At 69.8% G+C, this 23,013-nt stretch carries 19 protein-coding genes and 1 riboswitch; of the genes, 12 read left to right on the top strand and 7 right to left on the bottom strand.

Annotation, left to right across the window (positions count from 1 at the left end; all coding sequences use genetic code 11):
• Positions 1 to 42 precede the first annotated feature (42 nt).
• The 6 genes from hpaD to LRQ07_RS05045 all read left to right on the top strand — a co-directional run bounded on the left by hpaD (position 43) and on the right by LRQ07_RS05045 (position 5,489).
• Positions 43 to 1,209 carry a 3,4-dihydroxyphenylacetate 2,3-dioxygenase gene (gene hpaD / locus LRQ07_RS05070; protein ID WP_047522686.1) on the top strand — a complete coding sequence of 389 codons (1,167 nt, stop codon included), beginning with the start codon at positions 43 to 45 and terminating at the stop codon, positions 1,207 to 1,209.
• Between the two features lie 9 nt (positions 1,210 to 1,218).
• On the top strand, positions 1,219 to 2,004 hold the full coding sequence (locus tag LRQ07_RS05065; protein ID WP_256536016.1) for a fumarylacetoacetate hydrolase family protein: 786 nt from the start codon (positions 1,219 to 1,221) through the stop codon (positions 2,002 to 2,004).
• Entirely contained in the window at positions 1,989 to 2,789 is an 801-nt protein-coding gene (locus LRQ07_RS05060) for an HpcH/HpaI aldolase family protein (RefSeq protein ID WP_256536015.1), read from the top strand. Before LRQ07_RS05065 ends, LRQ07_RS05060 begins: the two co-directional genes overlap by 16 nt.
• A gap of 110 nt (positions 2,790 to 2,899) precedes the next feature.
• Positions 2,900 to 4,147 (top strand): MFS transporter, encoded by a 1,248-nt coding sequence (locus LRQ07_RS05055; protein WP_134353203.1) that lies wholly within the window; start codon positions 2,900 to 2,902, stop codon positions 4,145 to 4,147.
• 22 nt (positions 4,148 to 4,169) lie between these two features.
• Positions 4,170 to 4,892 carry a DUF6882 domain-containing protein gene (locus LRQ07_RS05050; protein ID WP_256536014.1) on the top strand — a complete coding sequence of 241 codons (723 nt, stop codon included), beginning with the start codon at positions 4,170 to 4,172 and terminating at the stop codon, positions 4,890 to 4,892.
• Between the two features lie 33 nt (positions 4,893 to 4,925).
• The gene (locus LRQ07_RS05045; RefSeq protein ID WP_256536013.1) at positions 4,926 to 5,489 is read left to right on the top strand and encodes a phage holin family protein; all 564 of its coding nucleotides are present in this window, start codon (positions 4,926 to 4,928) and stop codon (positions 5,487 to 5,489) included.
• Positions 5,490 to 5,535: 46 nt separating this feature from the next.
• Here the strand turns inward: LRQ07_RS05045 and LRQ07_RS05040 are convergent, their stop codons facing one another.
• Both LRQ07_RS05040 and glyA read right to left on the bottom strand, forming a co-directional pair.
• Positions 5,536 to 6,414, bottom strand: coding sequence for a bifunctional methylenetetrahydrofolate dehydrogenase/methenyltetrahydrofolate cyclohydrolase (locus LRQ07_RS05040; protein ID WP_232762348.1), 879 nt, complete (start codon positions 6,412 to 6,414; stop codon positions 5,536 to 5,538).
• A complete protein-coding gene (gene glyA, locus LRQ07_RS05035) occupies positions 6,411 to 7,685 on the bottom strand; it encodes a serine hydroxymethyltransferase (RefSeq protein ID WP_256536012.1) in 1,275 nt (424 codons plus the stop codon). Before glyA ends, LRQ07_RS05040 begins: the two co-directional genes overlap by 4 nt.
• Positions 7,686 to 7,725: 40 nt before the next feature.
• A riboswitch (ZMP/ZTP riboswitch) is annotated at positions 7,726 to 7,810 on the bottom strand.
• Between the two features lie 106 nt (positions 7,811 to 7,916).
• On the opposite strand from glyA, the gene LRQ07_RS05030 reads away from it, so the two are divergent.
• The 6 genes from LRQ07_RS05030 (at position 7,917) to LRQ07_RS05000 (ending at position 15,450) form a co-directional block, all read left to right on the top strand.
• The gene (locus LRQ07_RS05030; RefSeq protein WP_256536011.1) at positions 7,917 to 9,428 is read left to right on the top strand and encodes a family 20 glycosylhydrolase; all 1,512 of its coding nucleotides are present in this window, start codon (positions 7,917 to 7,919) and stop codon (positions 9,426 to 9,428) included.
• Positions 9,425 to 10,594, top strand: a complete 1,170-nt coding sequence (locus tag LRQ07_RS05025; protein ID WP_256536010.1) for an N-acetylglucosamine-6-phosphate deacetylase — start codon at positions 9,425 to 9,427, stop codon at positions 10,592 to 10,594. The genes LRQ07_RS05030 and LRQ07_RS05025 overlap by 4 nt, the downstream gene beginning before the upstream one ends.
• Before the next feature lie 697 nt (positions 10,595 to 11,291).
• Complete coding sequence (locus LRQ07_RS18490) at positions 11,292 to 13,280, top strand: sigma-70 family RNA polymerase sigma factor (protein WP_264760418.1); 1,989 nt, start codon at positions 11,292 to 11,294, stop codon at positions 13,278 to 13,280.
• A gap of 9 nt (positions 13,281 to 13,289) precedes the next feature.
• The gene (locus tag LRQ07_RS05010; protein WP_232762351.1) at positions 13,290 to 13,661 is read left to right on the top strand and encodes a YrdB family protein; all 372 of its coding nucleotides are present in this window, start codon (positions 13,290 to 13,292) and stop codon (positions 13,659 to 13,661) included.
• A 24-nt stretch (positions 13,662 to 13,685) separates the two neighbouring features.
• Positions 13,686 to 15,050 (top strand): FAD-binding oxidoreductase, encoded by a 1,365-nt coding sequence (locus LRQ07_RS05005; protein ID WP_232762352.1) that lies wholly within the window; start codon positions 13,686 to 13,688, stop codon positions 15,048 to 15,050.
• The gene (locus LRQ07_RS05000) at positions 15,043 to 15,450 is read left to right on the top strand and encodes an NUDIX hydrolase (protein WP_047519834.1); all 408 of its coding nucleotides are present in this window, start codon (positions 15,043 to 15,045) and stop codon (positions 15,448 to 15,450) included. Before LRQ07_RS05005 ends, LRQ07_RS05000 begins: the two co-directional genes overlap by 8 nt.
• 15 nt (positions 15,451 to 15,465) lie before the next feature.
• Here LRQ07_RS05000 and nagB read toward each other — a convergent pair whose 3' ends face one another.
• The 5 genes from nagB to LRQ07_RS04975 form a co-directional block, all read right to left on the bottom strand.
• Entirely contained in the window at positions 15,466 to 16,245 is a 780-nt protein-coding gene (gene nagB, locus LRQ07_RS04995) for a glucosamine-6-phosphate deaminase (RefSeq protein WP_047519835.1), read from the bottom strand.
• On the bottom strand, positions 16,238 to 17,203 hold the full coding sequence (locus LRQ07_RS04990; protein WP_197055606.1) for an ROK family protein: 966 nt from the start codon (positions 17,201 to 17,203) through the stop codon (positions 16,238 to 16,240). The genes nagB and LRQ07_RS04990 overlap by 8 nt, the downstream gene beginning before the upstream one ends.
• A gap of 43 nt (positions 17,204 to 17,246) precedes the next feature.
• Positions 17,247 to 18,434 carry an ROK family transcriptional regulator gene (locus LRQ07_RS04985; RefSeq protein WP_131492472.1) on the bottom strand — a complete coding sequence of 396 codons (1,188 nt, stop codon included), beginning with the start codon at positions 18,432 to 18,434 and terminating at the stop codon, positions 17,247 to 17,249.
• Between the two features lie 79 nt (positions 18,435 to 18,513).
• Complete coding sequence (locus LRQ07_RS04980) at positions 18,514 to 21,780, bottom strand: family 20 glycosylhydrolase (protein ID WP_256536009.1); 3,267 nt, start codon at positions 21,778 to 21,780, stop codon at positions 18,514 to 18,516.
• Positions 21,771 to 22,988 (bottom strand): alanine racemase, encoded by a 1,218-nt coding sequence (locus LRQ07_RS04975; RefSeq protein ID WP_256536008.1) that lies wholly within the window; start codon positions 22,986 to 22,988, stop codon positions 21,771 to 21,773. The genes LRQ07_RS04980 and LRQ07_RS04975 overlap by 10 nt, the downstream gene beginning before the upstream one ends.
• Between the last annotated feature and the right edge of the window lie 25 nt (positions 22,989 to 23,013).

Below are 23,013 nucleotides of genomic sequence, written 5' to 3'. Positions count from 1 at the left end.
CTGACATATCGCGACCGGAACCCCCAAAGCAAGGACGCTGACATGACCGACAAGACCGCAAAGACCCTGACCTCCTCGGGCTACTACGTGAGCCAGGAGGCACCGATCCAATCGGACAACCCCGTGACGACCCCGAAGAGCACGCCACCGGACATCCTGCGGTGCGCGTACATGGAGATCGTGGTCACCGACCTGGCCGCCTCGCGACAGTTCTACGTCGACATCCTCGGCCTGTACGTGACCGAGGAGGACGAGCAGGCGATCTACCTGCGCTCGACCGAGGAGTTCATCCACCACAACCTGATCCTGCGTCAGGGGCCGATCGCCGCCGTGGCCGCGTTCTCCTACCGGGTGCGCACGCCCGAAGACCTCGACCGCGCCGTCGAGTTCTACACCGAACTGGGCTGCGACGTCCGCCGCAACGAGAACGGCTTCGTCAAGGGCATCGGCGACTCCGTCCGTGTCGTCGACCCGCTCGGCTTCCCCTATGAGTTCTTCTACGCCACGGATCACGTCGAGCGTCTGTCGTGGCGCTACGACCTGCACACCCCCGGTGAGCTCGTGCGTCTGGATCACTTCAACCAGGTCACCCCCGATGTGCCGCGCGCGGTGCGGCACTACCAGGACCTGGGCTTCCGGGTCACCGAGGACATCCAGGACGACGAAGGCACCGTCTACGCCGCCTGGCTGCGCCGCAAGCCGACCGTCCACGACACCGCGACCACCGGAGGCGACGGTCCGCGCATGCACCATGTGGCCTTCGCCACCCACGAGAAGCACAACATCCTCGCGATCTGCGACAAGCTCGGTGCTCTGCGCCGGTCGGACGCGATCGAGCGAGGCCCGGGCCGTCACGGCGTCTCGAACGCGTTCTACCTGTACCTGCGCGACCCCGACGGCCACCGCGTCGAGATCTACACGCAGGACTACTACACGGGCGACCCCGACAACCCGGTCGTGACGTGGGATGTGCACGACAACCAGCGCCGCGACTGGTGGGGCACCCCGGTCGTGCCCTCCTGGTACACCGACGCCTCGCTCGTGCTCGACCTCGACGGCAACCCGCAGCCCGTGACCGCGCGAACCGACTCCAGCGAGATGGCGGTGACCATCGGCGCCGACGGCTTCTCGTACACGCGTGCCGACGAAGGCGAGAAGTCGATGCCCGAGTACAAGCAGGGCGAGTACAAGCTGGGCCACCAGCTCTAGGAGGCACGGATGCTGTCAGAGGAGACGATCGCGCAGATCGCTGCCGAACTCGCGGAAGCCGATCGCACGCACGCGATGATCCCCCGGATCACAGCGCGATACCCGGAGGCCACGGTCGAGGATTCGTACGCGATCCAGGGCGTCTGGCGCGACACCCAGATCGCCGCGGGGCGCCGCCTCGTCGGGCGCAAGATCGGTCTGACGTCGAAGGCGATGCAGCAGGCGACGGGTATCACCGAGCCGGACTACGGGGTGATGTTCGACGACACCGTCCACGAGTCGGGCGCAGAGATCCCGGTCGACCATTTCTCGAACGTGCGCATCGAGGTCGAGCTGGCGTTCGTGCTGAAGAAGCCGCTCGAGGGGCCGGACTGCACCCTCGAGGATGCCCTGGAGGCGATCGACTACGCCGTCCCGGCACTCGAGGTGCTGAACTCGCACATCGAGCTTGAGGGTCGGACGATCGTCGACACGATCAGCGACAACGCCGCCTACGGCGCGATGGTTCTCGGAACCGTCCACCGTCGTCCCGACGAGATCGATCTGCGATGGGTGCCGGGGGTCCTCTCCCGCAACGGTGAGATCGAGGAGACGGGGGTCGCCGCCGGAGTGCTCGGCCACCCGGCCACCGGAGTGGCGTGGCTCGCGAACAAGTTCCACCAGCACGGCGCGCGTCTCGAGGCGGGCGAGATCATCCTGGCAGGATCGTTCACGCGCCCGATGTGGGTGTCGCGCGGCGATGACGTGCTGTGCGACTACGGACCGATGGGAACTGTCGCATGTCGCTTCGTCTAGATCCGTCGTTCCGAGAGCAGCTCGCCGGCTCTGATCGTCCGTCCGTGGGGATGTGGGTCTGCTCGGGCAGCCCGCTCCTCGCAGAGGTCGCCGCAGGCTCAGGACTCGACTGGCTGCTGATCGACATGGAACACTCGGCGAACACCCTCGACGCGGTGCTCCTGCAGCTCCAGGCGGTCGCCGCGTACCCGATCACCCCGGTCGTGCGCGTCCCCTCCAACGACACCGTCGCGATCAAACAGGTCCTCGATCTCGGGGCGCAGAACCTGATCGTCCCGATGGTGTCATCTGCCCAGGAGGCACGCGCCGCGGTCGCCGCCACCCGCTATCCCCCGGCCGGCGTCCGCGGGGTGGGCAGTGCGCTCGCACGCAGTGCTCGGTGGAACCGCGTCGACGACTACCTTCAGGAGTCCGCGCAGCACACCTCCCTCACGGTCCAGATCGAGACGACCGCCGGGGTCGAAGCCGCTGCCGAGATCGCCGCGGTCGACGGTGTCGATGCGGTGTTCGTCGGTCCGTCCGATCTCTCGGCCTCGATGGGCCTGCTCGGCCAGCAGACCCATCCCGACGTCACGGCCGCGGTCAAGACCGTGTTCGATGCCGTCACGGCCGCCGGGAAACCGGTGGGTGTCAACGCCTTCGACCCCGCCACGGCGGACGCCTACCTCGCCGCCGGTGCCGACTTCGTGGCGGTCGGCGCGGACGTCGCACTGCTCGCCCGTGCCTCCGAGGCCCTCGCCGCACGCTTCATCCGTGCGGACGGGACCTCACGCGCCAGCTACTGACCCTTCAAGTCGCGCAACTGGCTGCTTCGGCGGCCTGGAGGGGACCATGTGCGCGATTCGAGGTGCCCGCCGTGGCAAGATGATCGGATGCGCACGAGCGAGTCCAGGAGATGATCCGCGGCCTCGCCGCGATGCAGGACCGGAACTTCCGCTGGTTCTTCCTGGCACGCGCGATCACCATGATCACCGGCTCGATGTCGTCGATCGCACTCGCGTTCGCCGTGCTGGAGATCGACAACGACGCGCGGTCGCTGTCCTTCGTCCTCACCGCCTTCACTGTCAGCAACATCGTGTTCGTGCTGTTCGGCGGTGTCATCGCCGACCGTCTGCCGCGCGCTCTGATCATCCAGGCCTGCTACGTGGTGGACATCCTGTCCATCGGCGCGATCGCGGCTCTCCTGTTCACCGGCAATGCGACGATTCCGCTGCTCGTGCTGCTCTCGATCGTCAACGGTGCTTCGACCGCCTTCGTGCTCCCCGCGATGCAGGGCATCATCCCGCAGCTCACGACCCCCGAGCATCTGCAACAGGCCAACGCGATGCTGTCGTTCGTCCGTTCCGCCGTCACGATCGGCGGTCCGGTCCTGGCCGGGATCCTCGTGGCCACGGCCGGCCCCGCGTGGGCCATGGTGGTCCAGGCCGCGGGCTGGGCGGTCGCGATCCCGGTGCTCGCGCTCGTGAAGCTGCCGCCGCCCTCGCATGCCGGCGGCACCACGATGTTCCATGACCTCCGAATCGGGTGGCGGGAGTTCTGGAGTCGCTCCTGGTTGTGGACGGTCGTGCTGGCCTTCATGGTCATGAACGCGATCCACATCGGTGCCTGGGGCGTGGTCGGCCCCTACATCGCGAAGAACAACGACCTCCTCGGGATCACGGGGTGGGGATGGGTGCTCAGCGCCGAGGGTGCCGGCGTGCTGCTGATGACACTGCTGCTGATGTGGTTCCCGCTGCGGAGGCCGCTGCGCTACGGCATGATCGGCATCGCCGCGTTCGCGATCCCGGTGACGATACTGGGCGTCCATCCCGCCGTGGTCCTCCTCGCGATGGCCGCCTTCATCGCGGGTGCCGGCGCCGAGGTCTTCAGCACCGGATGGAACCTCGCGATGATGGAGAACATCCCCGGTGAGAAACTCTCCCGGGTCGCGAGCTACGACATGCTCGGCAGCTTCGTCGTGATGCCGATCGGCACGCTGATCTACGGCTGGCTGATCACGCACGCGGATCCTGCGACCGTGCTCGTGACCTCGGGCGTCGTCTACGCGTCGATCGCGCTGGTCACCCTGATGGTGCCGAGTGTCTGGCGGATGGGTCGACCGGAAGCGGTCACGAAGACCCCGGCCGAACTAGCGGATTCATAGCATCTGCCGCGAGACTGTCGGCATGACCTACGCCGCGCTCCAGCCCCTCGCCGACCGTGCCGCTCTGTTCGTCGCGCTCCGCCAGGACGCCCTCTCCGCCGCCGCCGATGCCCTCGGCGAGCACCGCTGGGACGCGGACATGGCGCAGGGAACGCTCACCTTCACCGCGAACGACGACCCGTCGCGCCAGTTCGTCACACGCGCGCACCTGATCGCCACGATCGCACCGGGGCCGCGCTCGCTGCTCTGGGCCTGGGCTCATCCCAGTGGTGACCCGCAGGGCATCGCGACGCAGCTGCACGCCTACGGCACCGCGCACGGCATCACCGAACTGACCACGCCGGAGGTGCCGTTCCCCGCCGAGGCCTCGGGCGACGACGAGTGGATCGCGCAGGCCGCGCACACGGTCGGCGGCGCCGCGGTCGAGCTCACCGGACGCTCGCCCTACTACTCGGCCCCCGTCGGCAACGGCACCCGGGCAGTGTTCCTGCTCGACGCTCCGCTCGCGCCGCTCACCGTCGCGGTGGCCGTCGTCGCGCTTCCCCGCGTGCTCTCGGGAATGGAACTCTCCGACGCCCGCACGGCGGTGTGGGACCTCGCGCGGCTCGCAGGCTGGACCCTCACCTGGACCGACGAGTCCTTCTCGGGCGCGATCGTCACGGATGCCTCGGGGACCGCGACATTCCGCTTCGACGAGCAGGCCCGCATCAGCGGCATCGAGAGCACGCTCACCGCACAGGGGTGAGCCCGCGAAGGCGGATGTGGGATTCTTGGTCGCATGAAGAACGGAATCGTGCGATTCGTCGCGCTCGCGGTGTTCAACGTCGCCGTGCTGCTGCTGATCGGCGTGCTGCTGCCCGGTGTCTCGGTGGGCCTGAACGCCCTGTGGGCGTCGGTCGTCCTGACCCTCGCCGCTCTCTTCGTGAAACCTCTGCTGGCAGGTGCGTTCCGCAAGTCGGCGGCGAAGTCCGCCGCCGAGCGCACGAAGGCCGGCGAGAAGGTCGTACAGTACGTGCTCGTGTACGTCGTCGAGCTCATCATCTGGGTGCTCACGGTGTGGCTGAGCGGCGTCCGCGCCTCGGGATTCTGGGGCTTCGTGCTCCCGCCGGTCGCTCTGCTCCTCGGCTGGGTGATCTACGACCGGATCGATGACAGGATGCGGGCCAAGACCGCAGAGATCTATGACTCCGTGCAGGCGAAGGTGAGGGGCGGCAGCCGATCGAAGCCCGCCGCCGCCACGAACACCGCGGCGTCGGAGTCGCCGGAGACGGCGGCTGCCCGAGAAGAGCTCCGCGACGGCCTGACCCCCGAACAGCGTCGGATGCTCGACGAACTCGGCTGACCGTCGTCCGGAGGGGTGCGCCACGCGGGCACCCCTCCGGAAGCGATCAGGCGAGCCGCTCTGCGGCCTCCACGACGTTCGTCATGAGTAGGGCGACGGTCATCGGGCCGACGCCACCCGGGTTCGGGGAAAGGTACCCGGCGACGTCCGCGACGCCGGGTGCCACATCGCCGAACACCAGGTTCTTCCCGGTCTCCGAGTCGGTCTCCCGGGTCACGCCGACGTCGAGCACTGCTGCGCCCGGCTTGACGTCTTCGGGACGGATGAGGTGCTTGACGCCCGCGGCCGCGACGATGACGTCGGCCTCCCGCAGGTAGCGAGGCATGTCGACCGTGCCCGTGTGGGTCAGCGTGACCGTGGCGTTCAGGTCGCGACGGGTGAGCAGGAGCCCGATCGAACGGCCGATCGTGACCCCGCGGCCGACCACGACCACGTGCTTGCCCCTGAGGTCGTAGTCGTTGCGCAGCAGCAGCTCGATCACGCCGCGCGGTGTGCAGGGCAACGGCGTGTGGATCGGACCGTTGACGTTGAGCACCAGGCGGCCGAGGTTGGTCGGGTGCAGGCCGTCGGCGTCCTTCGCCGGGTCGATCCGCTCGAGGATGGCGTCCGTGTCGAGGTGCTTCGGAAGAGGCAGCTGCACGATGTACCCGTGGCACGCGGGATCGGCGTTGAGCTCGTCGATCAGCGCCTCGACCTCGGCCTGCGTGGCGTCCGCCGGGAGCTCGCGCTGGATCGAGTTCATCCCGATGCTCTCGGACTGTCGGTGCTTCATGCCCACGTAGAGCTGCGAGGCGGGGTCGGCGCCGACGAGCACCGTCGCGATGCCCGGGGTGATCCCCTTCGCCTTCAGCGCGGCTACCCGCTCGGTGAGCTCCGCACGGATCGCGGCCGATGCGGCCTTCCCGTCCAGGATCTTCGCGGTCACTGCTGCAGGTCCGGGTAGAGCGGGAACGCGGCAGCCAGGGCGTCGACGCGGGTACGCAGCGACTCCACGTCCGCACCGGGGAGCAGTGCGAGCGCGATGATGTCGGCGACCTCGGTGAACTCGGCGTCCCCGAAACCGCGGGTCGCGAGTGCGGGCGTGCCGATGCGCAGACCCGAGGTGACCATCGGCGGGCGCGGGTCGTTCGGGACCGCGTTGCGGTTCACGGTGATGTGGATGTCGTGCAGGAGGTCTTCTGCCTGCTTGCCGTCGATCTCGGCATCACGCAGGTCGACCAGCACCAGGTGCACATCGGTGCCGCCCGAGCGCACGGCGATGCCGGCATCCTTCAGGTCCTGCTTCGACAGACGCTCGGCGATGAGCGCGGCACCGCGCAGCACGCGCTCCTGGCGCTCCTTGAACTCGGGCGTGCCTGCGAGCTTGAAAGCGGTCGCCTTGGCGGCGATCACGTGCATGAGCGGCCCGCCCTGCTGGCCCGGGAACACGGCGGAGTTGATCTTCTTGGCGATGTCGGCGTCGTTGGTGAGGATGAAGCCCGAGCGCGGCCCACCGATCGTCTTGTGCACGGTCGACGAGACGACGTGGGCGTGGGGCACCGGGTTCGGGTGCAGGCCCGCGGCCACCAGACCCGCGAAGTGCGCCATGTCGACCCAGAGCAGAGCCCCGACCTCGTCGGCGATCTCGCGGAACGCCGCGAAGTCCATCGTGCGCGGGTAGGCCGACCAGCCGGCGATGATGACCTTGGGTCGGTGCTCGATCGCGAGACGGCGCACCTCCGCCATGTCGATCGTCGAGGTCTCGGGGTCGACACCGTACGCGACGATGTCGTACAGACGACCCGAGAAGTTGATCTTCATGCCGTGCGTCAGGTGACCACCCTGGTCGAGGGAGAGGCCGAGCAGGGTGTCGCCGGGCCGGGCGATGGCATGGAGGACCGCGGCGTTGGCGGAGGCGCCGGAGTGCGGCTGCACGTTCGCGAACTCGGCACCGAACAGGCTCTTCGCCCGCTCGATCGCGAGGGACTCGGCGACGTCGACCTCTTCACAGCCGCCGTAGTACCGACGCCCGGGGTAGCCCTCGGCGTACTTGTTCGTGAGCACCGAGCCCTGCGACTGCAGTACCGAGACGGGAACGAAGTTCTCGGAGGCGATCATCTCGAGGAAGGTCTGCTGACGCTTCAGCTCACGGTCGAGGACCTGAGCGATCTCCGGATCGACTTCGGCGAGCGGGGCGTTGAAGTAACGGTCGGTCATGATGACGTGCTCCTTTGACAACGGATTCGAAAGGGGTGTTCCTATCGGCCCAGGCGCGCGGTCGAATTCCGTGGTCAGTCGCTCCCCGGTGGTAGTCCACCCAGACGCCAGTCGCGACGGTTACGAGCATAGCCGATGCCGGAGCCGTCGCACGCGGTCGCGACGACGACGGCGCAGAATCGTTTCGATTCCCCCATTCCCTCCTGCCACGACGACCGGTAGGTTTTGTTCATGGTCCTTCCTCATCCTCTTCCGCTCGTCCCTGCGCCCGTGTCCGCCGTCGCACGGGAGGAACGGATGCCGCTCACCGCGACGACGCGCGTGCTCGCCTCCTCCCCGGCCGCCGCACAGCTGGTCGACGCGATCGAGCGCCGCACCGGAATCCGCCTCGCCCTCGTCGATGAGGCCGACGCCGAGATCGAGCTCCTCGTCGACCCCGCCTCCTCCGCACCCGAGGGCTACACGCTCGAGATCGGAGAGCGGGCGATCCTCGTCGGCGCCGACGAGGCCGGGCTCTTCTACGGCGTCCAGACGCTGCTGCAACTGCTGCGCCAGGAGGACTCCGGCTGGGCGCTGCTCGGTGCCGACGTCGCCGACTCCCCGCGCTTCGCCCGACGAGGTGTCATGCTCGATGTGGCTCGGCACTTCTTCGGCGTCGACGACGTGAAGAAGTTCATCGACAGCACCAGCGCCCTCAAGTTCAACCACCTGCACCTGCACCTGACCGATGACCAGGGATGGCGCGTGCACATCGACTCCTGGCCGTTGCTGACCGAGCGGGCGGCCGCCACCTCCGCGAACGGAGACCCGGGGGGCTTCTACACGAAGGACGACTACCGCGAGATCGTGGCCTACGCCGCCTCGCGTCACATGATCGTGATCCCCGAGATCGATCTGCCCGGCCACACCCATGCGATCGGCGTCGCCTACCCCGAGCTCGTCGAGGCGCCCGTGCTGAACGACAACCTGATCGCCGACTCCGCTCGCCTCGGCCAGCCGCTGCCCGTCGCCGGCGAGACGTACCTCGGCTGGGGCGTCGGTCACTCGAGCGTCCGCATCCACGACGAGCGCACCTACGCGTTCGTGCGCGACGTCGTCCGCGAGCTCGCCGAGATGACCCCGGGGCCGTACATCCACGTGGGAGGCGACGAATCGCTCGGCACCCCGCAGGCCGACTTCGACCTGTTCGCCGAGCGCGCCACCGCGATCGTCGTCGAGGCCGGCAAGACGCCGGTCGCCTGGCACGAGATGGGCTCGGCCGCACACATCGCCGAGGGCACCGTCGGTCAGTACTGGGGCAAGACGACCCCCGAGGGCACGCACGCCGAAGAGGCCGCCCACTTCGTCGAGCGCGGCGGCGGGCTGATCATGTCGGCGGCGAACGTCACCTATCTCGACATGAAGTACTCCGAGGACTTCCCCCTCGGCCTCACCTGGGCGGCCATCATCGACGTCCGCTCCGCCTATGAGTGGGAGCCGACGGCCGTCCTCGACGTGCCGGACGCCGCGATCCTCGGTGTGGAAGCCCCGCTCTGGTCAGAGACCACCCGGACCCTCGCGGAGGTCGAGCAACTCGTCTTCCCCCGGGCGGCAGCACAGGCCGAAGTGGCCTGGTCGCCGCAGGAGGGCCCGGAGCGCACCTGGGAATCCTTCCGCGTCCGGGTCGGGGCGCTCGCGCCGCTGTGGAAAGCTGAGGGGGTCGACTTCCACCCCGCAGAAGAAATCCCCTGGAGCGAACGTTGAGCACCCACTCCTCCGCGACCGGCTCGCTGGTCATCCATTCGGCGCGCCTCGTCGACGGCGGCACCATCACCGAAGACGCCTGGATCCGGATCGAAGACGGCACCGTCGCAGCCCGCGGCACCGGTTCGGACTGGATGTCGGCAGATGTGATCGTCGATGCCGCATCCATCGCAGGGGCCGGCGCCCTACTCACCCCCGGCTTCGTCGACATCCACGGGCACGGCGGAGCGGGAGCGTCTTTCGACGACGGTGTCGACGCCATCCGCATCGGTCGCGACCTGCATCGCGCCCACGGCACCACCCGTGCCGTGGTGTCCCTCGTGACCGCATCGGTGGATTCGCTCGCACGGAACGTCGCCCTGATCGCCGACCTGACCGAGACGGACGCCGACATCCTCGGTTCCCACCTCGAGGGTCCGTTCCTCGACCCCGGTCACCATGGCGCGCACGAGCCGTCGCTGCTGCGCCATCCGGTCGCCGCGGACGTCGCACGACTGCTGGATGCCGGACGAGGCACGGTCCGTCAGGTGACGATCGCACCGGAGCTCCCCGGCGGGCTCGACGCGATCAGGCAGATCGTGGCCGCAGGCTCGGCGGCCGCGGTGGGTCACACCGACGCGGATGCCGCGACGGCGGTCGCCGCGTTCGAGGCCGGTGCATCGATCCTGACCCACGCCTTCAACGCGATGCCTGGCATCCACCATCGTGCGCCGGGTCCGGTGCTGGCCGCTGCGGCGGATCACCGGGTCGTGCTCGAGGCGATCGCCGACGACGTGCACCTCGATCCGCACGTCGTCAAGCTCGTGTTCGACGCGGCCCCCGGTCGGGTCGCGCTCGTCACCGATGCGATGGCCGCGGCGGGAAGCGCCGACGGTCACTACGACCTCGGGGCGGTCAGCGTCACGGTGAAGAACGGCGTGGCCAGGGCGGATGACACCGGCTCGATCGCCGGATCGACGCTCACCCAAGACGTGGCGCTGCAGCGCGCGGTCGCTGCCGGCGTGACCCTCGAAGAGGCCGTGCGGGCGCTCACCGAGACTCCGGCCCGGGCGATCGGACGCGGCGCCGTGCTCGGTGGCCTGCGCCCCGGCATGCTCGGCGACGTCGTGCTGCTGGATGCGGAACTGCGCGTCGCGCGCGTCTGGTCAGGACCCCGACTCGCCTAGGTCCTGCGTCGCGCGTGACGCGCAGCTCTGCGCTCTCCGGTCGTGCGTGCACAGGGCGGGGGGCCGCCGTTCCCCAGATCGGCGGCCCCGTCCCCTGCAGAGACGGGCGGCCGGGAACTCCTCCCCCGAGGCTCCCGACCGGCCCACCGGTGCATTCACCCCTCGCACCAGTGCCTGAACCCCGCCCCCCGGAGGAGTTCTTCGTGGCTGTCTCTCTGTGATGAGACGACGGTCTCATCGATTCATTACGCGACTTCGTGGAAAATCTTCGAGAAGTTCTTTCCGTCGCTCACCCGGTGCGGGCGGGAGGCCGCCGTTCCCCCGAACGGCGGCCTCGCTCCCCCTCCTGAGACGGACGGGCGGGGTGCCTCCCCCGAGGCCCCGGCCCGCCCACCGAAGCGAAAACCGCTCGCACCGGCGCCTGGACTCCGCCCCCGGAGCCCGATTCGGCTGTCCTAACGATGAGACGGTCGCGCCACGGATTCATTACGCGACTTCGCGAAATTCTTCGAGAAACAGCGTTTCCACGCTCGGGCGCGGACCGGATCCGCCGACGCGCGCCCCCGGAAATCTGCGTACTTCGTGGGAAAGAGTGGCTTCCCTGGGAGATTCGCGAGAGACTGGAAAAGTCGCGTGATGAGCGGCGCCTCCACGCGTCTCACCCTGTAGAAGCGCAACCGCGCCCAGCGACAGATGGATGATTGTGCACGAAGAGAACTCGAGTCACGACGAACTGATCGGTGATGCCGACCTGATCCTCCGCGCCCGTTCGGGCGACACGGGGGCCTTCGGCGAACTCTGGCGACGCCACTACCCCTCGGGAATCACGGTGGCCCGATCCATCACATCATCGATCGACCCGGATGACCTGGTGCAGGAGGCGTACACACGCATCTACCAGGCGATCATCAAGGGCGGCGGACCGAACGGGTCGTTCCGCGCCTACCTGTTCACGAGCATCCGCAACACCGCGGCAGGCTGGGGACGTGCCCGTCGCGAGACCGCGATCGACGAACTCGACACCGTCGCCGACCCCGAGACCACCGACCAGGCGGCGAACGAGGCGCTCGACCGGAGCCTCACCGCGCAGGCGTTCCGCAGTCTTCCCACGCGCTGGCAGGAAGTGCTCTGGTACACCGAGATCGAGCAGATGAAGCCGCAGGAAGTCGGCCACCTCCTCGGGATGAAGTCCGGTGCCGTGTCGCAACTGGCGTTCCGCGCCCGTGAGGGGCTGCGTGAAGCCTGGATCCAGGCGCATCTGCGCAGCGCCGAAGACGGCTCCGAATGCCAGTGGGCCATCGAGCATCTGGGCGCCTACTCGCGGGGCAACCTCAGCACGCGCGACCACAAGCGACTCGAACTGCATCTCGACGACTGCGCGCGCTGCATGATCGTCGCTGCCGAGGCCAAGGACGTCTCGCAGCGCCTCGCCCTCGTTCTGCTTCCTCTCGTGCTGGGCGTCGCCGGAGCCTCGGGCTACCTCGCGACCCTGCAGGGCGCGGGCACCCCGATCGTCGCTCTCGCGGCCATGCCGTCCAGCATCCCCGGTGCCGTCTTCGGCGGCGACGGAGGAGCCGGGGCCGTCGCCGCAGGCACGGCCGCGTCCGGCGCGGGCACGGGTTCCGGCGGCGGCGCAGGTTCGGGCGGCGCCGCAGGCGGCGGTGCCGGTGGCGCGGGTGCCTCCGGCGGAGTCTTCACCGGGATCGGCGCACTCGTGGGAGCGGGATCCGCGGCTCTGGTCGTGGCCGGCGTCGTCGCTGCGGCGACGATCCTCCCCGGACTCGCCGGAGCGAACCCGGAGACGTCGCTGCCCAATGCCGGCGACACCGACCCGTCGTCGATCACCTCGGACGTCGGACCCGATGAGTCGATGACGCTCGAGGAACCTGTCGTGATCGACGAGCCGGTCACCCATCCGCCTGCGCCGGCCCCTCCTGTGGAGGAGACCACGACGCCCGCCGCGGACGCGGCCCCACCGGTCGAGACCCCTCCGGTCGCCCCAGTGACCCCGGTGGCCCCTGTGGCTCCGGTCGTGCCTCCCGAGCCGGTCGACCCCGTGCCGCCGGTGGATCCCCCGGATCCCGAGGTCGCGGAGTACTCCGTGAACATCTTCGGCGCACCGGGCGCGACCGTCGAGGGCCTGCTCGACGACAGTCCGGACGGCGGCGACACCATCGTCCTCGATGAGTTCGGCCAGGGAACGCTCGTCTTCTCCCCGACCGCCGCGCAGAACGCCGCGCCCGAGGCGACGAAGGTCACCGTCATCCACACTCTCTCTTCGGGAGAGTGGGCGGGATCGATCGACCTGCCGCTCCTGGAATTCAGCCGCGAGGGCGGCTACACGGGGATCCAATTCCTGGGCGACTGGGAGATTCCGCCGACGGAGGAGCCGGACACCGAGGACCCCGCGACCGAGGAACCGAACGCCGAGGAGCCCCCGGCAGAAGAGACGCCGGTCGACGAGTCCACGAACGACACGACGCCGACGGACGACACGGCGCCCGCCGACGAGACCCCCGTGGACCACGCACCTGCAGACGAGGGGCCCACGGAGGCTACCCCGCAGGAGACGGACCCCGCCGCGGTCGAGCCTGCCGCGTCCACGGCTCCCGAATCCGCTGCGCCCGGCACCGGAGCAGCGGATGACTCCACGGCCCCGACCGAGGACGCTCCCGCCGACGAATAGACTGGATCCATGCCCTCGGATTCCGCCCCCGTCCCCGGTGTCGACCGCCCGACCTTCTCCGTCCTCGACATCGTCCGCGCCGTCGTCCTGGTCGTCGCCGTGGCCTCGCTCGCGCTGTGGGGCTTCGCCGGCTGGGACCTCCCGTGGAACATCATCGTCGGCATCGGGGCACCCGTCATCGTGGTCGTGATCTGGGCGCTGTTCCTCTCGCCACGGGCGGTCCTCCGTGTGCACCCGTTCCTTCGCGCCGCGGTCGAGCTGCTCATCTACGTCGGTGTGACCATCGCGTGGTGGTCGATGGGACAGGCCCTGATCGGCACGGCTTTCGCGCTCGTGGCCGTGGTCTCCGGAGTGCTCAGCGGTCGGCGCGCGCTGTCGTGAGTGGCCTGTCGTGAGTGGCCTGTCGTGACTGTTCTGACGCTTCTGCGCGAGTCGCTCGGCGTGCTCATCGACACCGACGAGGCCTCGCTCGAGGAGGCCAGAGCCGATCGATCGGGCCACGCGGCCCCCGGACGCCCTCTCGCCGTCGTGCACGCGGAATGCGTCGAAGACGTCCAGAAGACCATGCGCATCGCCACCGAGACCCGTACGCCGGTCGTCATCCGCGGTGCCGGGACCGGCCTCGCCGGTGCGGCGAACGCCGGCAGCGGCGAGATCGTGCTGTCCCTGCGGCGCATGACCAAGATCCACGAGGTGCGTCCCGACGACCTGCTCGCCGTCGTCGAGCCGGGCATCCTCAACGCCGACCTCAACACCGAACTCGCACGGCACGGGCTCTGGTGGGCACCCGACCCCGCGAGCCGCGACATCTCCACGATCGGCGGCAACATCGCCACCGGCGCGGGCGGACTGCTGTGCGCCAAGTACGGTGTCGTGCGCGATGCCGTGCTCGGCGTCGACCTCGTCCTCGCCGACGGCAGGCTGCTGCATCTCGGGCATCGCAGCGTCAAGGGCGTGACGGGCCTCGACCTCACCGCGCTGGTCGTGGGCTCCGAGGGCACTCTGGGCGTGGTGGTCGGAGCGACGCTGAAACTGCGCAGGCTCGTCCCGGGCGAGACCTGCACGATCACCGCCACCTTCCCCGGCGTCCGCGCCGCTGCGGCGGCCTCCGCCGCGGTGACCGCCGCAGGCGTGCAACCGGCGATCATGGAGCTGATGGACGCCGCCAGCCTCGCGGCCGTGCACGCGTTGCTCTCGCTCCCCGCCCCCACGTCAGGGGCGGCCCAGCTGACCATCCAGACCGATGGCCCCGCGGCCGTCGCCGAGGCCGCCACGATCGCCGAGATCCTCCGCGCCCACGAGGGGGTCACGGTCGTCTCGCGCGACCGCGACGAAGGGGAACGGCTGCTGGCGATCCGCCGGTCCATGCACGCCGCGATGGCGTCGCTCGGCACCACACTCATCGAGGACGTCTCGGTGCCGCGCAGTGCGATGCCCGCGATGTTCGACGAGATCGCGCGCATCGAGCAGGAGTACGCGCTGACGATCCCGACCGTGGCGCACGCCGGCGACGGAAACCTGCACCCGAACTTCCTCTTCGACGGTCCTGAGGCACCGCCGGAGGTCTGGGCCGCGGCTGACGAGTTGTTCCGCGCAGCCATCCGACTGGGCGGGACCCTGACCGGTGAGCACGGTATCGGGGTCCTCAAGCGCCGCTGGCTCGCCGACGAGCTGGGCGAGGACCAGTGGCAGCTGCAGCGTCAGATCGCCGCGGTGTTCGACCCGCTCGGCATCCTCAACCCTGGGAAGGTCTTCAGCCCCGATGCCTGACATCCACGTGAGCGCGGCCGTGATCGCGGATGACGAGGGCCGGGTCCTGGTCGTGCGCAAACAGGGGACGACCCGGTTCATGCAGCCGGGCGGCAAGCCCGAGCAGGGGGAGACCGCGGCGCAGACCCTGATCCGCGAGCTGCACGAGGAACTGGGGGTGCTGCTCGACGAGTCCGACCTCCGCCCCCTCGGCACCTTCATCTCCGCAGCCGCGAACGAGCCGGGTCACCGTGTGGTGGCCGAGGCTTTCGCCGCCTCCCTCGATCCCGGATCCGTGACGGTCCAGGCGGAGCTGGCCGAGCTGCGGTGGATCACCCCGAGCGATGTCGCGACACTTCCGCTGGCGCCACTGAGCATCGAGCACCTGCTACCGATCGCCTGGCCCCCGCTCGCGGACTGACCGCCTCCTCCGGCGTCAGATGCCCTGCCAGGCCGGCTTGTTCGCGAAGGTGTAGCGGTAGTAGTCGGCCAGGGCGAGGCGAGACGCTGCGGCCTCGTCGACGACGACCGTGGCGTGCGGGTGCAGCTGGATCGCAGACCCCGGGAGGAGCGCGGTGAGCGGCCCTTCGACCGCGCGGGCGACAGCGTCGGCCTTCCCCTCGCCGAACGCGAGCAGCACGAGGTGGCGCGCCTTCAGGATGGTGCCGAGCCCCTGCGTGATGCAGTGCATCGGCACGTCGTCGATCGAGTCGAAGAAACGGGCGTTGTCTTCGCGGGTCTGCTCGGTGAGGGTCTTGACACGGGTGCGCGAGGCGAACGAGGAACCCGGCTCGTTGAAGCCGATGTGCCCGTCGGTGCCGATCCCGAGGATCTGCAGGTCGACACCGCCAGCGGCGTCGATCGCGGCCTCGTAGTCGTCACCCGCGTGCTGGATCGTCGCGAGCGCGCCGTTGGGCACATGGATCCGCTCTGGATCGAGGCCGAGCGGCTCCACGACCTCGCGCGAGATGACCGACCGGTAGCTCTCCGGGTGCGCGGGATCGATGCCGACGTACTCGTCCAGGGCGAAGCCTCGCAGCTGCGAGAGATCACGACCGGCGAGCTGGGCGCGCAGAGCCTGATACACGGGCAGCGGAGTCGATCCCGTTGCGAGGCCGAGGACGGCGTCGGCACGACGCTCGATCAGCTCCACGATCTCGGTGGCGACCAATGCGCCGGCGGCCTCGGCATTCTCGACGATGACGACCTCAGCCATGCGGGACGATCTCCTTCTCGGTGATGGATGCGCCGACCAGTGCGGCGCCGAAAGCGGCAGCGGGCGATCCCGCGGGGAGCAGTTCGATTCTCTCATCCAAGCGGAGCGACCGCATGAACGGTGACGCCTCCGCCCCCGCATGCAGCGCCGCGCGGACACCGTTCTCGAGACGGTCGCCGAGCGCGGTGAGCCCGCCCCCGATGATGACGGTCTCGACATCCGCCGAGAGCACGAGCACACGCACCGCGGCCGCAGCGCCGTGGTACAGATCATCGCGAAGGGCGGACGCCAGGGGATCGCCGGCGTCGGCGGCATCGAAGATGTCCCTGATCGGCAGCGCCCCCGGCCGCCCCCAGGCCTTGGCGAGTGCTCCCCCACCGCAGAAGGTCTCGACACAGCCGCGCTGCCCGCAGCCGCAGAGCCGTCCGCGCGGATCGACCGAGATGTGCCCGACCTCACCGGCCGTCCCGCGGGCGCCGCGCCAGATGCGTCCGTCGAGCACGATCCCGGCCGCGACGCCGGTACCGAGATTCAGATACGCCATCGACCCGGTGACCCCGCTGAGCACGGCCGCCCCGAGGGCCGCCGCCTTCACGTCGTTCTCGACGCGGAAGGGTACTCCGAGGGCGCGCTCGGCCCGATCCGCGAGATCGAGTGACTCCACGCCGAGATTGACCGCGTGGACGACGCGCCCCGCTTCGGCGTCTACCAGCCCCGGGATGCCGATGCCGACGGAGCCGATGCGCGAGATCGGAAGGCCGGCCTCGTCGGCAAGCGCGGCGACCGACGCCACGATGCTCTCGACGACCGCCTCCTCACCCCATCCGGTCGGTCGGCGGTGGCGACCGATGATCTCGCCGGTGGCGTCGACGGCGACCGCGTCGATCTTGGTGCCGCCGACGTCCAGGCCCACTCGAATCTGCCGACCGGCTCGGTCGGCGGCTCCTGCACCCTTCATCGGATGCGGCTCCCCGCGGTGTCGGCGTCGGTGCAGGCGGACGTCACGACACTCCCAGCTGTCCGGAGAGCACCATCACCGCAGCACCGCGCAGGACGATGTCGTCCTGGTGCGTCAGGCGCACGATGACGTCTTCGAACACGCCCTCGAGGGTCCGTGCGTGGAGGGTCTCGATGGCGGCGTCGATCAGGATGCCGTCGAGCAGGTCGGCCGGTCCGGACAGGACGACCTCGGAGAGGTCCAGCGCGGCGACGATGGGGGCGATGGCGATCGCCATGCGGGTTCCGGCATCACGGAGGATGTCGTCGCGGGAGTCGGGGTCGGCAGCGATCGCGGCACCCAGGCGGCTGACGCTCAGCCAGGCCTCGAGGCAGCCGTCCTTGCCGCAGGCGCATCGCGGTCCGCCGTCGGTTCCGACGACGACGTGTCCGATCTCCCCCGCGGCGAAGCGGCTGCCGAGCAGCGGCTGACTTCCGGTGATGAGACCGGCACCGACGCCGCGTCCGATCTTGATGAGCATGAAGTCGGCTTTGGCTTCGCCGAAGGTGTACTCGGCCAACACGGCGGCGTTGGCATCGTTCCTGGCGAGCACGGGAAGGTCGAGATCGACCCCGAGTTTCGCTTCGAGCGGGAAGTTCGTCCATCCGAGGTTCGGTGAGCTCAGCACGACTCCGTCCGGCCGCACCACACCGGGCGTGCCGATCCCGACGCCCAGCAACGGCTGGGTGGAGGCGGCGATGAGCGTCTGCGCCAGCTCGCGCAACGCGGCATAGGCGGCTTCACCGTCGGGCGACTCCGGGCGCGGCACCTCACGACGTTCGAGCACGTCGCCGTCGAGGCTCAGGACGGCACCGGTGAAGGCGCTGGGGCCGGAGAGATCGAGACCGAGGATCTGGTGACCGACGCGGTCGATGTCGATGAGGATCGGCGGCTTTCCGGGGCCGACGGCCTCGCGGACGCCCATCTCGATGACGATGCCGTCTGCGATGAACTCGGCGACCAGGTCGGAGATGGTCACCCGGGTCAGCCCCGTCTCGCGGGACAGGTCAGCGCGGCTCATGGCTCCCGCGTGGTACAGCGTCTGCAGGACCAGGGCGCGGTTGTGTCCGCGCGCGTGCTCCGGAAGCACTTTCGAGCGGGACCGCAGGTGGCGCCCCGGGCCGAAGGCATGCGTGTTCACGCCGAGGTACTCCACCGGCGAGGCGGGACGCTGTTCATCCGAAACGGACATGTTTGTTAGTAGACCTTACGAACAAAATTTGTGCAACCTCTCCCCGCAGACCCGCGAGGAGGGTTACCGAAACGTTACATTACTTTCGATGCTCGACGGGAGTGCTCTCCGAGCGCTCCCTGAGACGGGCGACCAGGCCGGCGACGATCCCCTCCCTGGCCTCGATCGTGAGGGGCTTGCCGGGCACTCCCGGACGACGCTGATCGGGCGTGGGCCCATCCAAGGGACGATACCGCACACCCGCGGCGCGCAGACGGCGCAGATGGGTCGGAAGGCGCCGAGCGAAGTCGGCGTACGGTGCCGGCTCGCCGCCCTGCCAGAGCCGTTCGGCGATCGCCGCGAGCCGCGGGAACATCGCGAAGTCGACACGGTCACGGGTGGGCAGATGCTCGCTCCACACGTTGGCCTGACCGCCCACCGCACCCTCCTCGACGCGAAGCGTGTACGCGCGCTCGATCGTCAACGGCGGACCCACCCTGATCGGCTCCTCCGCCGACTCCGATTGCGGGTAGTCGAGATAGGCCTCGAGGTCGGGACATGCCACGACGGGGATCCCGCGCGACAGGGCGGCGCGCATCGCCACCGGCCCCCGCCAGGCGAGGATCCGCACGCCTTCCGGCACCTCGCCCTCGAGCACCTCGTCCCACGCGAGCGCCGTGCGCCCTCTGGCCCGGACGTGCGCGACGAAGTGCGCCGTGAACCACGGCTGCACGTCGTACGGGGTGGCGAGTCCGAGTTCCGTCATCCGCGCGGCGGCCGCCGGGCTCTCCGCCCACTCGGTCACGGGGACCTCATCGCCGCCGATCCCGATCCACTCCGACGAGAACACCTCGCACAGGGCATCGATCGCCGCGCGCCCGAACGCCAGCGCGGCCTCGGTCGGCGCGAGGGTGCGGGGATTGACCCCGAAGCGCTCCCACGCGGAGACAGCCGGGGCGGCGACATCGACATTGCCGAGCTGCGGGTAGGCGGCGAGCGCGGCCTGGACATGGCCGGGCAGCTCGACCTCCGGCACGAGCGTCACGAAACGATCGGCCGCGTAGGCGACGAGCTCGCGCAGCTCTGCGGTGGTGTAATACCCCTCATGCACGCCCGGCTCAACGGTCGCGAGCGGACCATGACCGCGCTGCGTCGCTTCTCGGCGCGAGCCGACCTCGGTGAGCAGCGGGTAGCCGGGAACCTCGAAGCGCCACCCCTGGTCATCGCTGAGGTGCAGATGTAGGACGTTGAGGTGGTGCTCGGCGAGGAGGTCGATCACCCGACGCACCTCGTCGACCGGCCGGAAGTGCCGCGCCACATCGAGCATGACCCCGCGCCAGCCGTATGCGGGCGCCCCCTCCCACGCACCGGCCGGGATCAGCGCCGACTCCGCATCCGGATCGCGCAGCTGTCGCAGCACCGTGGCGCCCCGGAACACCCCGGCCGCACTCGCGCCCCGGACCTCGATGCCGTCGGCGTCCACGCGCACGCGGAAGGCCTCGTCGGCGATGCGGCCGTTCGACGCCGCCTCGGCGCCGAGGTCACCGTCGATGAGCAGCCGGATGGGTGCGGCGGCGGCATCGTGCCCTCCGCCGCCCAGCCACGCGACCGCGGCCGCGACCTCCGGTGACCCGGCGATCGGTGTCCCGCTCGTCCAGACGAAGCCGGGCTCCGCAGCTTCGATGTGCGCCCGGACGCGGGGGACCGTCGACCGATGTGCCGCCGGTGGCATCCTCAGCGCCCGCCCCGGCGCGGCCCCCGTGGGTTCGCCGTCGGAGACCACGGCCACGCCGTCGACCAGCACCTCGACGATGCCCTGCGGAGCGGTGAAGGGGCTGTCGAAGGTGGCGCCCGCGGCGATCGTCTCCGGATCGAACAGCACCAGGTCGGCGATCGCTCCCTGCCGGATGACGCCGCGCGGGGCGTCTCCGCGGTCGAGGCCCAAGCGACGCGCAGGCGTCGCGGAAAGGTGCTGGACAGCTTCCTCCAGCGTGAGGACTCCGAGCTCGCGCACGTAGTGTCCGAGGTACCGGGGGAAGGTGCCACGGCCCCGCGGGTGCGGTCGGGCACCGATCAGGATCCCGTCGCTTCCTCCCGAGTGCTGCGGATGGCGCATGATCGCGCGCACGTTCTCCTCATCACCGATGTGCATCAGGATCCCGGTGGCACCGGCATCGGCGAGCACCGTGTCGAGCACGACATCGACGGCCCGTCGTCCGGTCGTCTCGGCGATCTCCTCCACCGTGCGACCGACGAGATCGGCGAGTGCGGGGTTGGCGGTGCCGGAGATCTGGATCTGCGTCCAGTCCGCCGTCTCGCCGTGGAACCCGTCGCAGCCGATGTCCTCGAGCTCTGAGCGCACGGCTTCGCGACCGGCGGCATCGAGGTCCGAGATGACACGCAGCAGGTCGCCCGTCGCTGCCAGCCTGCTCGGCAGCAGAGCCGCGAGCGTCGTCGCACCGGGCAGGTAGGGGTAGGTGTCCAGGGTCACGTCGACACCGTCGGCGATGGCCCCGTCGATCACTGCCAGCAGTTCCCCGGCGCGTCCCCTGTTCGGAGCAAAGTTCATGGTGGCGTGCGTGAGATGCACGGGGCAGCCGGTGCGGCGACCGATGTCGAGCGCCTCCCGGTAGGCATCGAGCGCTCCCCCGCCGTAGCTGCGGGTGTGCGGGGCCCAGTATCCGCCGCGCTCGGCGACCACCCGGCACAGCGCCTCGAGTTCGGCTGCGTCGGCATACATCCCGGGCGTGTAGGTGAGGCCGCTCGACATCCCGAAGGCGCCGGCGTCGAGAGCCGCGCCCAGCAGCTCCGCCATCGCGGTGATCTCCTCGGCGGTCGCCGGACGGTTCTCGTGACCGACCACCATCATCCGGAGGTTCCCCTGGGGCACGAGGACAGCGGCGTTCGCGACCGTCGCCGCGTCGATCGCGGAGAGGAGGTCGTCCATGGTGCGCCAGGGCGTGTCGGCGGGCATCCCGTTCCATCCGGCGATCTGGCCCGGGATGACAGCGGCGGTGGCGTCGTCGAGCGGCGCATAGCCGAGACCGTCCTGGCCGAGGACCTCGGTCGTCACGCCCTGCCGGATCTTCGCGTCGTGGGCGGTGCCGCTCAGCACCGCGAGCTCGCTGTGGGCGTGCATGTCGATGAATCCGGGCGCGAGCACGAGACCGTGCGCGTCGATCTCGATCGCCCCGTCCGGAAGGTCGAGGACGTCGTCCGGCTCCGCGACCGGCAGGACCGCGACGACCCGGGCACCTTCGACCGCCACGTCGGCAACGAAGCGGGCGGCACCCGTCCCATCGACGACCGTCGCTGAGCGATACACCCGCACCAGCCCGACCGCAGCCTTCTCCGCGCTCAGAAGCATGTCGCGACCGCTCCGATCACGCGAGGATCAGCGGCGTCGGGATCGTCGATGACCGCGACCACCCTCCACTTGTCGAACGCCGTGCACGGGTGTGAGAGACCGAGACGCACGACGTCGCCGACGGCCACCGCCGCACCGTCCGCGAGATGGAGGAAGGCGTGCTGGTCGTTCAGGGCGGTGATCTCCCCCTCGACGGACTGCGGCACGGGCAGGTCGAGATCGAACGGCACATCCCGCCGCCCCGCATCGAGCAGGGCGAGTCCGTCCTCCGGCTGCGACACGACGCGGGACCAGGCGTGCATCGCGGAGCGAAGCGGCGCGGTGCCGGTCACGGGGCCGAACGGGGACATCCTCGAATAGAAGCCGTCGTCGTGGATCTGGAACGCGCCCGAGCGGAGGACGACATCCGCCCCGGCCCCCGCGGAGGAAAGCACAGCCGCCGCGCGGTCGGGAAACGCACTGCCGCCGGCACTGAGCACGGGCCGGACACCTTCGGGGTACTCCACCCTCGTATGCAGCGCGATCAGGGTCCGGAGGTAGGCGTCGACAGCCTCGATGGACGCGTCACTGCGGTCCGGTCCGAACGGTCCCTCGTAACCCGTGACACCGGCGAGCCGGAGACCAGGGGCGTCCGAGATCGCCTGAGCGATCCGCTCCCCCTCTGCCACGGTCCGCGCGCCCGTACGGCCGTGGGCGCCGCCCAGCTCGACGAGGACATCGAGCGGTCGTGCCGCATCACCCATCCCCGCCGCCAGTATCTCGACCCCGGCGATCGAGTCCGCCCAGCACAGGACACGCAGATCCTCGTCGGCGGTGAGCAGCTCACCGAGTCGACGCACGGCGGCGCGGTCGGTGACGGCGTTGGCGATCAGGACGGTCGGGACGCCCGCCTCGATCGCCACCTCGGCCTGCCACGGCGTGGCGACCGAGATGCCCCACGCACCCGCGTCGAGGAGCCGCTGCCAGAGCGCCGGCGCCATCGTGGTCTTGCCGTGCGGGGCGAGCATCACCCCCTGCTCCTTCGCCCAGGCGAACACGGTCTCCTCGTTGTGGCCCAGCGCCTCTTCGTGCACCGTGAGCACCGGGGTGACGAGATCGGAGAGGCGCAGTCCGGCGTCGGGCACCTCCGAGAGACGGAGTCCCGCGGCGCGTGCCGGGAAGCCCTTCGTCCAGGCGCCGAGAACGGGATCCGGAATTTGTAGAGGCATCTAACAAGGCTACTAGGCTGGCGGC

The organism is Microbacterium sp. J1-1 (assembly GCF_024498615.1).
Lineage (GTDB): Bacteria > Actinomycetota > Actinomycetes > Actinomycetales > Microbacteriaceae > Microbacterium > Microbacterium aurugineum.
The sequence above is the reverse complement of the archived record's forward strand: the minus strand, read 5'-3'. Positions and strand labels throughout refer to the sequence as shown.

What these genes read in the sequence shown, in the direction of transcription:
- hpaD (WP_047522686.1), top strand. Translation starts at nt 43, where the DNA reads ATGACCGACAAGACCGCAAAGACCCTGACCTCCTCGGGCTACTACGTG.
- LRQ07_RS05065 (WP_256536016.1), top strand. Translation starts at nt 1,219, where the DNA reads ATGCTGTCAGAGGAGACGATCGCGCAGATCGCTGCCGAACTCGCGGAA.
- LRQ07_RS05060 (WP_256536015.1), top strand. Translation starts at nt 1,989, where the DNA reads ATGTCGCTTCGTCTAGATCCGTCGTTCCGAGAGCAGCTCGCCGGCTCT.
- LRQ07_RS05055 (WP_134353203.1), top strand. Translation starts at nt 2,900, where the DNA reads ATGATCCGCGGCCTCGCCGCGATGCAGGACCGGAACTTCCGCTGGTTC.
- LRQ07_RS05050 (WP_256536014.1), top strand. Translation starts at nt 4,170, where the DNA reads ATGACCTACGCCGCGCTCCAGCCCCTCGCCGACCGTGCCGCTCTGTTC.
- LRQ07_RS05045 (WP_256536013.1), top strand. Translation starts at nt 4,926, where the DNA reads ATGAAGAACGGAATCGTGCGATTCGTCGCGCTCGCGGTGTTCAACGTC.
- glyA (WP_256536012.1), bottom strand. Translation starts at nt 7,685, where the DNA reads ATGACCGACCGTTACTTCAACGCCCCGCTCGCCGAAGTCGATCCGGAG.
- LRQ07_RS05030 (WP_256536011.1), top strand. Translation starts at nt 7,917, where the DNA reads ATGGTCCTTCCTCATCCTCTTCCGCTCGTCCCTGCGCCCGTGTCCGCC.
- LRQ07_RS18490 (WP_264760418.1), top strand. Translation starts at nt 11,292, where the DNA reads ATGATTGTGCACGAAGAGAACTCGAGTCACGACGAACTGATCGGTGAT.
- LRQ07_RS05010 (WP_232762351.1), top strand. Translation starts at nt 13,290, where the DNA reads ATGCCCTCGGATTCCGCCCCCGTCCCCGGTGTCGACCGCCCGACCTTC.
- LRQ07_RS05000 (WP_047519834.1), top strand. Translation starts at nt 15,043, where the DNA reads ATGCCTGACATCCACGTGAGCGCGGCCGTGATCGCGGATGACGAGGGC.
- nagB (WP_047519835.1), bottom strand. Translation starts at nt 16,245, where the DNA reads ATGGCTGAGGTCGTCATCGTCGAGAATGCCGAGGCCGCCGGCGCATTG.
- LRQ07_RS04990 (WP_197055606.1), bottom strand. Translation starts at nt 17,203, where the DNA reads ATGAAGGGTGCAGGAGCCGCCGACCGAGCCGGTCGGCAGATTCGAGTG.
- LRQ07_RS04985 (WP_131492472.1), bottom strand. Translation starts at nt 18,434, where the DNA reads ATGTCCGTTTCGGATGAACAGCGTCCCGCCTCGCCGGTGGAGTACCTC.
- LRQ07_RS04980 (WP_256536009.1), bottom strand. Translation starts at nt 21,780, where the DNA reads ATGCTTCTGAGCGCGGAGAAGGCTGCGGTCGGGCTGGTGCGGGTGTAT.
- LRQ07_RS04975 (WP_256536008.1), bottom strand. Translation starts at nt 22,988, where the DNA reads ATGCCTCTACAAATTCCGGATCCCGTTCTCGGCGCCTGGACGAAGGGC.